This window comes from Mycobacterium sp. pR1184 (assembly GCF_041287235.1).
Lineage (GTDB): Bacteria > Actinomycetota > Actinomycetes > Mycobacteriales > Mycobacteriaceae > Mycobacterium.
Map to the genome: position 1 here is coordinate 132,217 of NZ_JBGGKR010000007.1, position 13,704 is coordinate 145,920.

At 64.8% G+C, this 13,704-nt stretch carries 13 protein-coding genes; 9 read left to right on the forward strand and 4 right to left on the reverse strand.

The window, feature by feature from the left end; genetic code table 11:
* Positions 1-23: 23 nt before the first annotated feature.
* On the forward strand, positions 24-1,523 hold the full coding sequence (locus ACAG21_RS14410; RefSeq protein WP_370496785.1) for a class I adenylate-forming enzyme family protein: 1,500 nt from the start codon (positions 24-26) through the stop codon (positions 1,521-1,523).
* A 27-nt stretch (positions 1,524-1,550) separates the two neighbouring features.
* Positions 1,551-1,853, forward strand: a complete 303-nt coding sequence (locus ACAG21_RS14415; protein ID WP_370496786.1) for a hypothetical protein — start codon at positions 1,551-1,553, stop codon at positions 1,851-1,853.
* Between the two features lie 143 nt (positions 1,854-1,996).
* Here the strand turns inward: ACAG21_RS14415 and ACAG21_RS14420 are convergent, their stop codons facing one another.
* Positions 1,997-3,232 carry an amidohydrolase family protein gene (locus ACAG21_RS14420; RefSeq protein ID WP_370496787.1) on the reverse strand — a complete coding sequence of 412 codons (1,236 nt, stop codon included), beginning with the start codon at positions 3,230-3,232 and terminating at the stop codon, positions 1,997-1,999.
* A gap of 148 nt (positions 3,233-3,380) precedes the next feature.
* On the opposite strand from ACAG21_RS14420, the gene ACAG21_RS14425 reads away from it, so the two are divergent.
* A complete protein-coding gene (locus tag ACAG21_RS14425) occupies positions 3,381-4,001 on the forward strand; it encodes a TetR/AcrR family transcriptional regulator (RefSeq protein WP_370496788.1) in 621 nt (206 codons plus the stop codon).
* On the opposite strand, the gene ACAG21_RS14430 is transcribed toward ACAG21_RS14425, so the two are convergent.
* Together ACAG21_RS14430 and ACAG21_RS14435 are read right to left on the reverse strand one after the other, a co-directional pair.
* Positions 3,976-4,401 (reverse strand): Zn-ribbon domain-containing OB-fold protein, encoded by a 426-nt coding sequence (locus tag ACAG21_RS14430; RefSeq protein ID WP_370496789.1) that lies wholly within the window; start codon positions 4,399-4,401, stop codon positions 3,976-3,978. The two genes, ACAG21_RS14425 and ACAG21_RS14430, sit on opposite strands and share 26 nt — an antisense overlap.
* A gap of 1 nt (position 4,402) precedes the next feature.
* The gene (locus ACAG21_RS14435; protein WP_370496790.1) at positions 4,403-5,593 is read right to left on the reverse strand and encodes a thiolase family protein; all 1,191 of its coding nucleotides are present in this window, start codon (positions 5,591-5,593) and stop codon (positions 4,403-4,405) included.
* A gap of 106 nt (positions 5,594-5,699) precedes the next feature.
* Between ACAG21_RS14435 and ACAG21_RS14440 the strand changes: the two genes are divergently transcribed.
* The 6 genes from ACAG21_RS14440 to ACAG21_RS14465 all read left to right on the forward strand — a co-directional run bounded on the left by ACAG21_RS14440 (position 5,700) and on the right by ACAG21_RS14465 (position 12,694).
* Positions 5,700-6,158, forward strand: coding sequence for a MaoC family dehydratase (locus tag ACAG21_RS14440; RefSeq protein WP_370496791.1), 459 nt, complete (start codon positions 5,700-5,702; stop codon positions 6,156-6,158).
* Positions 6,158-7,351, forward strand: a complete 1,194-nt coding sequence (locus ACAG21_RS14445; protein WP_370496792.1) for a thiolase family protein — start codon at positions 6,158-6,160, stop codon at positions 7,349-7,351. The genes ACAG21_RS14440 and ACAG21_RS14445 overlap by 1 nt, the downstream gene beginning before the upstream one ends.
* A 1-nt stretch (position 7,352) precedes the next feature.
* Positions 7,353-8,906, forward strand: a complete 1,554-nt coding sequence (locus ACAG21_RS14450) for a class I adenylate-forming enzyme family protein (RefSeq protein ID WP_370496793.1) — start codon at positions 7,353-7,355, stop codon at positions 8,904-8,906.
* Between the two features lie 128 nt (positions 8,907-9,034).
* Positions 9,035-9,229, forward strand: a complete 195-nt coding sequence (locus ACAG21_RS14455; protein ID WP_370496794.1) for a ferredoxin — start codon at positions 9,035-9,037, stop codon at positions 9,227-9,229.
* Between the two features lie 31 nt (positions 9,230-9,260).
* Positions 9,261-11,525: an acyl-CoA dehydrogenase family protein gene (locus ACAG21_RS14460; RefSeq protein WP_370496795.1), complete on the forward strand. Its 2,265-nt coding sequence runs from the start codon at positions 9,261-9,263 to the stop codon at positions 11,523-11,525.
* Complete coding sequence (locus ACAG21_RS14465) at positions 11,522-12,694, forward strand: acyl-CoA dehydrogenase family protein (RefSeq protein WP_370496796.1); 1,173 nt, start codon at positions 11,522-11,524, stop codon at positions 12,692-12,694. Before ACAG21_RS14460 ends, ACAG21_RS14465 begins: the two co-directional genes overlap by 4 nt.
* On the opposite strand, the gene ACAG21_RS14470 is transcribed toward ACAG21_RS14465, so the two are convergent.
* On the reverse strand, positions 12,695-13,669 hold the full coding sequence (locus ACAG21_RS14470; protein ID WP_370496797.1) for an acyl-CoA dehydrogenase family protein: 975 nt from the start codon (positions 13,667-13,669) through the stop codon (positions 12,695-12,697).
* Between the last annotated feature and the right edge of the window lie 35 nt (positions 13,670-13,704).

A 13,704-nucleotide genomic window follows, 5' to 3' on the forward strand; every position in this document is an offset into this window, starting at 1 on the left:
CGGATTCAAGAAGGGTCGGGGCGTTGAGCATTGCACTGCTGCTGGAGATGGCCGTATCCGGCGATCCAGATCGTCTTGCCGTGGTGGACCGTGCCACCCGGCTGACCACGGCGGAGGTGAACCGGCTCGTAAGCGGGGGGGCCGGGGTCATCGGCGCCTCCCGTGTTGAGCACGTGGCCTATGTCGGTACCGGCGGCGTCCTACTGCCGGTGCTGATCTTCTCGTCGGCGCGAGCCGCGATTCCGTTCACACCGTTGAACTACCGTCTGAGCGCGGAGGGTTTGCACCAGTTGATAGGGCGCCTGCCGGCGCCGCTGGTGGTCGCGGACTCAGAGTATGTGGAACTGGTCGCAGGCGCGGGTAAGCGCGTGATGACGTCCGAGGAGTTCACCGCAGCCGCTCGTGCAGGCGAACCGATCGAGGAATTCGCCGATCCCGATGATGTGGCGATCGTCCTATTCACGTCAGGTACCACATCTGCGCCGAAGGCCGTGGAGCTGACGCACAACAATCTCACTGGCTACGTCACGGGCACAGTCGAATTCGATTCCGCAGACGCCAACGATGCGGCGCTGGTATGTGTGCCGCCCTACCACATCGCCGGCGTTGGAGCAGCGCTGTCGAACCTCTACGCCGGTCGAAGGATCGTCTACCTGCGCAAGTTCAATCCGCAGGAGTGGGCGCAGTTGGTGCGCGACGAGCGGGTGACCACTGCGACGGTGGTGCCCACGATGCTCGACCGCATCATCGCCGAGTTGGAGGCCAGCCCCACGGACCTTCCAACGCTGCGCACTCTGGCGTACGGCGGCTCGAAAGTGGCTCTACCGCTGGTCCGGAAGACTATCGCACTGCTGCCGCACGTGGGCCTCGTCAACGCGTACGGACTCACCGAAACAAGCTCTACCATCGCGGTTCTCACGCCGGAGGACCACCGCACGGCGCACGCCGCGACCGATGAGGCGGTGGCGCGCCGGCTCGGTTCGGTCGGCAGGCCGGTGCCGGGGATCGAGATCCAAATCCGTGACGAGGACGGCAGGGTGGTGCCGCCCGGTCAGACGGGGGAGTTGTTCGTACGGGGGCCACAGGTATCGGGCCGATACACCGGACTCGGTTCGGTGCTTGACGCCGAAGGCTGGTTTCCCACCAGGGACATCGCGATGCTGGATGACGGCGGCTATCTGTTCATCGGTGGGCGATCCGACGACACGATCATCCGAGGTGGCGAGAACATCGCCCCTGCGGAGGTGGAGGACGTGCTCGTCGAGCATCCCGACGTCCGCGAGGTGGTTGTCGTCGGCGTCGACGACTCGCAGTGGGGGCAGATCATTGTCGCCGTCGTGGTACCCGAGCCGGGCGCCGAACCAGATGTCGAAGACCTCCGCGAATTCGTTCGCAAAACGCTGCGGGGCTCACGCACCCCTGACCGCATAGTGTTCCGCGACCATTTGCCGACGACCGCGACTGGCAAGGTGCTGCGCCGCGAAATCCTCGAGACTCTGCGGACCGCAGCCGGACTGCATTAGCGGGCAACGAAAGTCAAGGAGCTGAGCATGATCAAGAACGGGACCCGGCTGCAGAGCCAGGTGTGCGACACGCAGGTCATTGTCGTGCGGTCCGCCGACAGTCTCGATGACTTGCGGTGTGGGGGAGAGCCGATGGTGCCCCTCGACGCCGAGAAGTCACCCCACGCCGACCTGGACCCGGCTTTCGCTGGTGGCAGCACGATGGGCAAGCGCTACGTCGACGACGCCGGTGCCGAGGTGCTGGTGACGAAGCCCGGAGTTGGGGCTTTGAGTGTCGGCAACACTCCGCTGTCACTGAAAGAGGCAAAACCGCTGCCCGCCAGCGATTAATCAATCGCTCCGCGCCGGACGTGCCGGTCGTGAGTCGTTGCATACCAACGAATTGACGCCACGCCGAGTGTGACGTACCGCGAAGTTCTAGCCGAAATTCGCAGCAGCCACACTCGGCGTCAGCGCACGACGCGGCGCTGTGGTCAAGCGCCCGCGGTCTCCAACACCGGCGGCTTGACGGCGTCGGGATCGGGATTGGCTATCGGGAGGCCCATGAACCGACGGGCGTTGTCGCCCATGAAGTCGTACGTGCGTCGCCGGTCCATGCCCTCGGCGTACTTAAAGTAGCCGCGTGGGGTTTCCAGGCCCTCGGGGTGAGGCCAGTCCGAGCCGAACAGCACCTTGTCCCATCCCACTGTCTGGACCACGTCGGCAACCGAACCCTCCCAGAACGGGCTGACCCAGATATTGCGGCGGAACACGTCGTGGGGGTGTTCGGGGAAGTTCTGCGGCATCTTGCTATATGTGGACTGCAAGTCATCGAAAAGCGGTTTGATCCAAGAACTTCCGTTCTCGACGCTGGCGATGCGCAGTTTCGGGAAGCGGGACAGCGTGCCGTGGCAGATCAGGCTGGTGAGCATGTCGGCGATCTCGCGGTGGCCGAGCGCGGTCCACTTGAACGCCGACATCTCGAAGGCGCTGCTGGTGTCGGCCGGCTCCCACTTCTCGATGTACTCCTGCAAGGGGGGCTGGCTCGCATGCAGAACGATGGGGAAGCCCGCCGATTCGACATCGCGCCAGAAAGGGTCGAACTCCGGCAGCGCGGGTGAGCGCCAACCCTTGTGACCCTTGACCGGTGCCGGCTTGATCAAAGCGACTTTGGCGCCGTTGTTCAGGATGAATTCGAGTTCGCGGCGCCCTTCGTCAACGAGGCCGAGATTGATGACCGGCGTGCAGTAGATGCGGTCGGCATGGGTGAAGCCCCAGTGTTCGAGCATCCACTGGTTCAAGGCGTGGATGATGGCCGCCGTCAACTCGGGATCCTCGGCTGAGGAATGCTCGACCAGGTTGGCCAGCGTGGGGTAATTCAGGCACGCGTCGACACCTTGGCGGTCGAGCTCGGCGATCCGGTCCTCCGGGTTGCGCGCAGCCGGTGGACAGTCGATGCCTCGCCCCGACATCTCCCGCATCGTCAAACCCTCGGGGTTCTGGCCGGAGTAGAACTTCTCGTGCGCCCCGGGAGCGGCGACCCGCTCAAACGTCGGGTTGGGCATGTAGTCCGTGATCTTGTTCAGGATCGCAATCCGCGTGTGCCTGCCGATCTGGACGAACTGCACCTTGGGCGCGTACTTCTCCGGCAGGTACTTGAGCAGTGCGTCGGGCGTCTCGTACATGTGCTGATCGGCATCGAAGATCGGTGCATCGGTGAACTGCGTCATCAGGCCGCGCCTCCATGTCTCTTTGGGCTCACGTTTGAGCTTCCCGCAACTTGACGAAAGTGTCAAGTTTCCAACCAAAGCCCGGCGAATATTGGCTATTTAAGTGCATAAACTAGGCTTCGACATAATTGTCATGTAAGTTGCGGGCATGACCGTCTCCGAAGGTGCCCGGGCCGCGGACCTGCTCGACATGAGCCGGGGTGAACGCACTCGTTCGGCGATCCTCGACGCCAGCAGGCGGTTGTTCCTCGAGCGTGGCTTCCGTGGCACGCCGATCAACGCGATCACCGAAGCGTGCGGAATCTCACGCGCCGGTTTTTACACCTACTTCAAGGACAAGCGCGAGATTTTCAATGTGCTCGGCAAGACCGCCTATCACGATGTGCTCGCGGTGATCGCACGCTGTGCCGAGGCAATGCAGTCACCGGATCCTGATGCCATGCGCGGGTGGGTCGGTGAGTATTTCGACTACATGGACCGCCACGGCGCGTTCGTCACTGCCGCGGCGCACACCGCTCCCGACGACGACGAGTTTCGCCGCTCGCGTAACCACATGATGACGCGCGCCGCCTGGAAACTGGGACAGGCGATCTGTGCCGACGGGAAGCACTCCCCGGAAGTCATCGGCATCGCGGCGATGGGTCTGCTCGACCGCTCGTGGTACGCCGTGCAAACTCAGTCGGTCCCGGTCGACCGCGCCGAGATGATCGCCGTGGTCGCCGAGACGATCGCGGCCATGCCCGCTACGCCGGGCGAAACGCGTAGGTGAGCAACGAGTCGCCGGCTTCGGTCTCGAGGGTGGTCGTGGAGCTCACCATCCGCTGACCGATGCGCAGTTCCGACGGATCCGCACCGATGATCAGCGACTCGACAAGCACGCGCTCGCCAAGCTGGATGAATCCGACGATGTATGGCCGGAAGACTTCTGGCGATCGGTGACCCTTGTACGGCAGCGGTGGGGCGAACTCCTGCGTCGTGAAGGTGAAAAGCGTTCCTTCCGTTGGTAACTCGATTGGCTCGATGTCCGCCTGAAGGCCAGGATTGGCGTCGAACAACTCCGGCCGCTCCGCCGGAAATTTGACTACCCCGGTCGAGCGCCGTCGCGACCCCTGCAGCACGGCACGTTCGCCGTCGACCCGGAAAAGTTTGTCCGCGATGAGTTGAGTCATGTCACGCCACCTCGATAACCATTGCTGATCCCATTCCGCCGCCCGCGCACATCGACAGCACGCCAATGCCGCCACCGCGGCGGCGTAGCTCGTAGATGGCCGACGTCACCATCCGCGCGCCCGTCGCGGCGATCGGATGGCCCAGGCTGATACCGGATCCGTAAACGTTGACGATGTCCTCGTTGAGGCGCAGTTCGCGTGCGCAAGCCACCGCCTGGGCCGCGAACGCCTCGTTGATCTCGAACAGCGCCACGTCCTCGACTTTGTGGCCCGCCAACTCAAGCGCTTTCGGGATGGCCGAGATCGGCCCACTCCCAGTCCGATTCGGCGGCACGCCGACCGAACTCCACGACAGCACGTTGGCCAACGCGTCTTGGTCGGCTTCCGGCCTGGCCAGCGCGATCACCGCCGCGGCATCGTTGATGCCCGACGAATTCCCTGCCGTTACCGTGAATCCGTCGATCTCGGGATGCAGCACCTTCAGTCCGGACAGCGTCTCCAGGGTGGTGTCGCGACGCGGATGTTCGTCCTCGGCGAAGGTGACCATCGACCCGTCGGCCTGCGGAACCTGAAGCGGCACGATCTCGTCGACAAACGAACCGGCGTCGATCGCCTTCACCGCGCGCTGGTGGCTGCGCAGGGCCCACTCGTCTTGATCGTTGCGTGAGAGGCCGTACTGCATCGAGCAGTTGTGTGCCACCGTGATCGACATGTCGAGTGCGGGGGCGTCCGCTGTCGGCGGGTGCGACAGTGGGAACCAAGGGTCCTCGTAGTCGTCCGGCGACTTACCCGTGTTGAACGGCTTGCGTTTCCGCAGCAGGGGTGTAGTCGAGCACGACTCCATCCCGCCGGCCAGGATTGCTCTACTCATCCCCGCCGCGATCTGCCCCGCGGCCACCGCGACCGCCGACAGGCTCGATGCGCATTGCCGGTTGACCGCCATCCCGGGAATGCCGGTCAGGCCGAGGTCGACGGCGACGTAGCGGGCGCTGTCCCCGCCGCCCTGCAGGCTCTCGGCGAGCACCAGGTCGTCGAAATCTGATGCGTCCAGTCCTGATCGTTCGATGGCTGCGGCGACGACCGGTTTGGCCAACTCGATGGCGGGCATGTTGGTCAGCGTCCCTCTGCGGGCGGTGCCGATGGGGGTGCGGGCGGCGGCCACGATGGCGGCGCGCGACGTCGTGGACGGCATGTGTCTCCCGAAAGGTTGTCGGACAGGCACCCCGGGTGGGCGTCCTGGTTCGCGCCCAGAGTATACCGTTAAATAGATATCTGTATTGGGCCGGATGGGAGTGGCAATGAAGACGATCGGATCGATCGACGAGGCGGTCGCGGCAATTGGCGCCGAACTCGGGGTCAGCCGGTGGTTCGACGTGGATCAGTCGCGTATCGACCAGTTCGCCGACGTGACCGTGGACCACCAGTGGATTCACGTCGACGTGGAGCGTGCGAAAGCCGAAAGCCCCTATGGCGCGACCATTGCTCACGGCTTTTTGACCCTGTCGCTCATTCCCGGCCTGAGCAAGGACAATTACCGCGTGGAGAACGCCAGGATGGGCATCAACTACGGGCTGAACAAGGTCCGCTTCCTGGCGCCGGTGACGGCGGGCAGCCGGGTGCGGGTGCGCTCGGAACTCGCCGACGCGGTGCGAGCCGGTGACGACACCGTCAATCTCACCGTCCGGCATACCGTCGAGGTCGACGGGGTGCAGAAGCCCGCCGCCGTCGCCGAGTTGATCGCCAGGTACATATTCTGATGCGCGGCGGTCCATTCGACGGCAAGGCGGTCCTCACCGGTGCAGGCAAGTCGCAGGTCGGCCGCAGGTTGGGCCGGACCGGGCTGGACTTGACGCTGGAGGCAGTGCTGCGTGCGATCGCCGACGCCGGGCTGGACGTCGACGACATCGACGGTATCGCAAGCTATCCCGGGCCCGGAGTGCCCGATCCAGGGTTTTCGGGCGCCGGTATTCAAGACGTGCGCAACGCACTCGGCCTTCGGTCTCGCTGGTATATGTCGTCGCTTGAAACGGCCGGTCAGGTCGGCCCGGCCATTGAGGCATGCATGGCGGTCACCCTGGGGCTGGCGAACCACGTCGTGGTTTTCAGGTCGGTATGGGAATCCACTGCAGCGCAACAGGGCGGCGGTGGCAGGGCGTCGGTGTTGTTCGGGGGCGGCAAGCTGCCTCCCCATCTCGAGTGGGTCGCGCCGTTCGGAGCGTTGTCCGCGGCGAACTGGCTCGCAATGCCCACGCAGCGGTACATGCACGACTACGGAATGACCCGAGAACAACTCGGCGCGATCGCGATCAACGCCCGCCGCAATGCCGGACTTAACCCCGACGCCATCTACCGCGAGCCGATGACGATGGACGACTACATCGGCGCGCGAATGATCTCCGAGCCACTGTGTCTTTACGACTGCGACATTCCCTGCGACGGAGCCACGGCCGTAATCATCTCGCGCCGCGATGCCGCGAACGGCCTGCCTCGCCATCCGTTGACCGTGGAGTCCGTCGGGCCCGGGATGTTCGAGCGTGCGACCTGGGATCAGCGTTGCGACCTCACCACTATGGCTGCCCACGACTCGTCCGAAACACTCTGGCAGAACACCACATTGACGCCTGACGACGTCGACATGGCCCAGATCTACGACGGCTTCTCCTTCTTGACCGTCATGTGGCTGGAAGCTCTGGGCCTCTGCGAGAAGGGCAAGGTGGGCGAATTCATTGAAGGCGGCGAGCGCATCGCGCTCGACGGGGAACTACCCATCAACACCAGCGGCGGACAGTTGTCGGGTGGGCGACTCCACGGCATGGGTTTCCTGCATGAGGCGTGCGTGCAGATGTGGGGCGAGGCCGGCGATCGGCAGGCACCAGCAACACCCGAAGTGGTTGTCGTGGGAGTGGGCGGTGGACCCGTCGCCGGCTCGATGTTGCTCAGCAGCCGGTAACATGCTGTCCGAACCCGGCGAGGCGTCGATGACGTTGGGCGACATCGTCACCGACAATGCCCGACGCTTCGCCGATGTGATCGCATACCGTCACGGTGATCGCGAAATCACCCATGCGGCCCTGCGCCAGCGCGCCGTGCAACTGATCTCCGCGATGGCGTCAGCCGGTCTACGACGCCAGGACCGTGTCGCGATACTGAGCCGCAACAGCATCGAGTTCGGTGAGGTGATGGCCGCCTGCCAGCTGAGCGGGATCATCATGGCCACGGTCAACTTTCGGTTGTTGCCTGACGAAGTGCGCGACGCGCTGGTGCGTGTGCGGCCATCGATAGTGTTCGTCGCGGACGAGTTCGCGCCCATGGTCTCTGACCTCGCGCACGGGCTGCAGATTCAGCCGGTCGTGGTGTGCATCGGCGGACGCGAACTCGACGGGATGGTCGCTTTCGAAGACTTTCTCGCCAGTGGCACCGGCGGCGGCGAACCGGTGCTGCGCGCACAACCCGACGACATCGCCTACCTGATCTTCACCAGCGGCACGACCGGTGCAGCGAAATGCTGCATCCTCGGGCAACGCGAGCAGCGACGCGTCGCTTTCACCATGAACGCCGAGATGTGCACGGGCTCAGGCGATCGCGGACTGATCAACATGCCAATGTTCCACGTCGGCGCCATGGCGATCATCGCCGGGCTGCATGCCCGTGGTGGAACGGTGGTCTTGCAGCAAAAGTTCGATCCGGTCGACGCGGTGCGCCTGGTCCGCGAGGAGCGCATCACACTCCTGCACCTGGCGCCGGTGATGCTGAGCGCGCTGCTGGACGCGGTGGCCGATGACCGGAATGTCGAGTCGCTGAAAACGATCGTCTACTCTGCCGCACCGATGCCCCTGCGCCTCCTCGAACGGGCGTTGGCGACGATCCCGTCCGCCGGCTTTCTGAACCTGTACGGGCAGACCGAGGCGATCGTCTCCGGCCTGCCCCGCGAATTACACACGGTCGACGGGTCGGACGTCCTGCGTTCCGTCGGGTTCCCGTTTCCGGGCTTTCGGGTCCGAATCGTCGGGGACGACGGCGCTGATCTGCCCATAGGGTCTCCGGGAGAGATTGTGGTGCAGTCTAATTCGCACTTCCGCGGTTACTGGGACGACCGCGCGGCGACGCTTGCCACGTTGCGTGACGGTTGGTGCCAGACCGGCGACATCGGCTCATTCGACGAGCGTGGACTGCTCTATCTGGTCGATCGCAAGAAGGACGTGATCATCACCGGCGGGGAAAATGTTTACTCACCCGAGGTCGAGGATGCAGTAATCCGGGTCGAGGGCGTCGCGGCCTGCGCGGTGATTGGAACGCCCGACGACAATTGGGGCGAAATCGTTTGTGCCGTCGTCACGATAAAGCCGGGGGCGTCGGTAACCCTGGAATGGGTGCAGGACAGCGTCCGCGCCAGGCTGGCCGGTTATAAGATCCCGCGACGGCTGGTGATCGTGGACGAATTGCCGCTATTGGCGAGCGGCAAGGTCGACAAGAAGCGGCTTAGGGATGACGTCGCACGGTGCTAAGCAGGAAGGGCGCCGCACGTTGCCAAAAGAGATCCGAGCGTGCCGATCACCGCAACCTTCTCAGTCGGGGTGGCCTGGTGAGCCTTTCCCGCTGTAACCCGAACCGTGCAAAGAAGCGAGGAACGAGCATGAAAATCCGTCTCGAGCAGTCCAGGTGTGTCGGGCATGCGCAGTGCTATGCCGTTGATCCCGAGTTATTTCCGATCGACGACTCCGGTTACAGCACCGTCGAGGAACGCGAGGTCCGGCCGGAAGACGAGCGCAAGACGCGCGACGGCGTCGCCGCCTGTCCCGAAATGGCACTTGTGATCGTGAAGGATTGACCAACATAAATAACCAAGTTAACTTTGTTGCGTGACCACGGCCGGTGACTGGCGAGTACGCCTGCAGGAGCTACTCGACGACCGGCATGAACCCGCGACCGGGCGCGATCGCATCGACGCCGCCCGCGCCTGGCAGTCCCGTCTGGTCGACGAGAAGCTAGCCGCCCCCGGATGGCCGAAATCGGTCGGCGGAATGGAGTTATCCCTCGACGAACAACTCGACTACTACCGAATCACCACCGCCGCCGGCGCCCCGCCACATCCGTGCCCACTCTCGTTCATCGTCGCTCCAACGCTGATCGCCCATGGCACCGACAAACAGAAGGCGCGGTTTCTCGAACCACTCCTGCGCGCCGATGAGTTCTGGTGCCAAGGCTTTTCCGAGCCCGGGGCGGGCAGCGATCTGGCGTCGCTGTCGACGCGGGCGGTGCGGGAGGACGGCGTGTACCGGGTCACCGGTCAGAAGGTCTGGACGTCGATGGCCGACCGCGCCGACTGGATGTTCGCGCTGGTCAGGACCGGGCCCGCCGAGCGCGGCACCGAGGGCATCACGTATCTGCTGATGCCTATGGACAGCCCGGGCATCGAGGTGCGGCCGCTGCGCGACATCAGCGGCGCGGCGCACTTCGCCGAGGTGTTCCTCGACGACGTCGAGGTCGCGATCGAGCACCGGGTCGGCGACGAGGGGGGCGGCTGGGCCATTATGCGGACGTCCCTCGGCCATGAGCGCGCCACCGCGTTTTTGGCCGACGAGTTCAGGTACCGCACGACAACTGACCGGGTCATGGCGTTGGTGCGCGCACAGCAACTAGATGCCGACCCGATGGTGCGCCAGGCCGTGGCACGGTTGGAGTCCGGCGTCCGCACAATCGCCGCGAATAGCGCCCGCGCACTGGACGCGGTGCTGCGCGGCGAGGATCCCGGCGGCGTGGCGTCGGTGAACCGGCTGGTCAAGTCCGAGTTCGAGCAGCATCTGCACGCGCTGGCGTTGCGGGCGACAGGACCGAGCGGCGCGCTGGGCAGCCGCGCATCCGGAGCAGTTGACAAGGGCCGCTGGACCTTCGGCTACCTGATGAGCCGAGCGACAACCATCGGTGCGGGCACTGCTGAAATACAGCGCAATACGATCGCCGAGTCTGTCCTCGGCATGCCATCGCATCGCGGCGAGGGCCGTAGAACCGCTGTGGTCGAACCGGGTGCGCCGCTCGCGGTGTCGGATCCGGATGAACAGCAGTTGCGCCACGCGCTCGCGGAATCCCTGCGTGTTCGTGTGGATGTCGCAGCGCTTCTGGACCGGACACGCCCAGTCGACGCCACCGATCGCCAACTGTGGTCGGCGCTCGTCGAGTTCGGGCTGCCCGGGTTGGCCGTCGATGAGGCATTGGGTGGCGCGGGCACGAGCAGGCGACTGTTGTACGCCGCCATCGAGGAGGTGGGCAAGGCGATCGCGCCGGTACCTCTGGTTCCCACCGTGACCGCGCTCGATGTTGCCGTCGGCGTCGGGGCTGGAGCGACCGCAAAGCGCATCGTCGACGGGACGATGGCTGCGTTTGCGGTGCCGTTGCACGACACCGGCTGGCTGACGACCGGGCCCGCGCTTCCCGAGTGGGACGGACAGCGGTTGACCGGAGTGGTCCCCATCGTTGCCGGCGCGCCAGTGGCCGAAGTCCTTCTGGTGCTTGCTCGTAAGAAAGATCGGGAAGTCCTCGCCATCGTCGGTCCCGGGGAGGACGGGGTTGACATCGACGCTCAACAGCCTCTCGATCTCAGCGCGACGGTCGGTGCACTCACCCTGTCCGGCGCCCGCGGCGAGGTCGTCGGCGAAGGACCGGATTTGCAGCGTGCGCTCGCGACCGCCCGACGCCACAGCTTGCTCACGGTGGCGGCCGACTCCCTCGGGGTGGCAGCGCGCGCGCTGGCGATGTCGGTGCACTGGGCATGCGAGCGTGAGCAGTTCGGCCGTCCGATCGGCAGCTTCCAAGCCGTTTCCCATCGTTGTGCGGACATGCTCGTAGCGCTGGAGGGTGCCCGTGGTCTCGTGCTGTCTGCCGCCAACGTCCAGGGCGGCGAAAATGATTGTTCTGCAGAGCTTGCCGCCGCGGCGGCGTTCGATGCCGCGGCTGGTATCACCGAGGGCGCAGTTCAGGTTCACGGCGGAATCGGGTTTACCTGGGAGCATCCCGCTCATCTGCTGTTGCGCCGAGCCAGGGCCAACGCGGTGCTGATCGGGTGTACCGACGCGCTGCGCGACCGTGCTGCTCAGGTCCTACTGAGCAAACAAGAGGTCGGCTCATGAACCCGGGGCTGGACGACTTCCGCAGGGAAGTGCGAACGTTCATCGCCGAAAACGCCCCGTCGATTCCCTATCGCGCGGGCGTGCGCAGCGCCGAAAACAAAGCCGAGTTTGAAGCCTTACGGCAGTGGACCGCGCAGTTGTACGGGGCGGGATACGTCGGTATGGATTGGCCTGCTGAGTTCGGAGGGCGTGATGACCGTTCACCCGAACACGCGATCGTCGTGGCCGAGGAACTGGCTGGTGCGCAGGTGCCAGGCGCGCAGAGCGGCAGTGTGTTGGCGTCGCGCGCCCTGATCGACTTCGGCAACGACCAGCAGCGTCGCCGCTACCTGCCGAAAATTCGTGCGGGCGAAGAGTTCTGGTGCCAACTGTTCAGCGAGCCAGGCGCGGGAAGCGACTTGGCCTCGCTGCGCACGCGCGCGGTCCGCAGCGGCGACACCTACGTGGTCGACGGTCAGAAGGTGTGGACGACCGATGGGCACTGGGCACGGTTCGGATACTTGCTCGCCCGAACCGATCTGGAGGTGCCCAAACACAAGGGCATCAGCGCTTTCATCCTCGACATGTCTGCTCCCGGCGTCAGCGTGCGGCCGCTGCGCGAGCTGACCGGGACCTCAGACTTCAACGAGGTGTTCTTCGACTCCGTCGAGATACCCGCCGAAGCCATGATCGGTGAACCGGGCCAGGGCTGGAGGATCGCCAATGTCAGCCTGGCCCATGAACGGGCCAACGTTGGAGCGGTCGTGGTGAAGTTGAAGCGCGGCGTCGACGATCTCATCGACCTCGCGCGCCGCATTGAGATCGGCGGCCGCCCAGCCGTCGAGAGCGATCGGGTGCGCGATCGCATCGGCCAGTTCAGAGCCGACGTCGAGGCGCTGTCGGCGCTGACGCAAGCCAACCTGACTCGCTGGTTGCTCGGTAAGGAACGCTCGCACGACGCGGCGATGGCCAAGCTGATGTTCAGCGAAATCAACCTCGAAATCGCGCGGTTTGCAGTCGAACTCGGCGGTGAAGCCGGCGTGCTGGTGCACGATGACGCCGCGGCTCTTGATGGCGGCCGCTGGCAGGACGAGTGGCTCTACGCCCGCGCGTTCACCATCGCCGGGGGAAGTTCGGAGATCATGCGCACTCTCATCGCGGAACGGGGGCTGGGCCTGCCGCGTGGCTAGTCACGCGGAGGCGAGAACAGCGCGATGCTGGGCCACGCTTCCGTCAAAAGCTTCATCGACCTTGATGCGGCGCAGGTAGAGGTGCAGATCGTGCTCCCAGGTAAACCCAATGCCGCCGTGAACCTGCAATGCGGTGCTCGCCACCTGGCTGGCGGCCGACTTCGCATACGCAGCTGCCGCCGAAACCGCAGGCTCCCAGACATCCTCGGCCGCGCTGTTCAAGGCGAACGCCGCGGCCCACATCGTCGACCGCCCGGCCTCCACGCCGACAGCCATGTCAGAGCAGTGGTGTTTAACCGCCTGGAAAGACCCGATCGGTGCGCCGAACTGTTGGCGCTGACCGGCGTACACGACAGTCATTTCAAGTAGGCGCGCTGCGCCGCCCAGCGCGTCCATCGCGCGGTGCAGAGCCAGCGCCGCGCGGACCCGGTTCACACTGCCGGGCGGGGCGGGCGCCCACTCAAGTGCGGCCTCGGCGAGATCGACCCTGGCCCACGACCGCGTCAGATCCAACGTCGTCATCGACACCAGAGACGGATTAGTCACCAGCGCAACGAAATCACCTTCGTCGGCTGCGCGGACGACGGCGATGCTATCCATGGCGGCAGCCATCGGAACTGGGTGAGTGCTCAAGCCCGCGGCGCGGGCGACGCCCACCAGCGAGTCACCGGTTGCGTCGAGGCCTGCGTGCTCGACCAACCATCTGCCGACCGCGAGGTCGGCGACCGGAAGCGAACTGGCCGCGCAGCCATGCGCCTCGCTGCACACCATGAGATCCATTTGGGTACCACCAACATCAGCCGTCAAAAGTTCGAGCAGTCCCGACTCGACAGCATGGGTGACGGCTTCCGGGTCGATGCTGATTGCCGCCTTGTCTAGAGATTCTCGCACCCTCGCGATGGGATCGTGGCGTTCAAGCCATGCCCTTTCAGCATCGGCGAGTTGCTGTTGTTCCTCTGTAGGTCCGAAGTCCATCAGTAACCTTCCAGTAAGTTGACCTAGTAAACCAT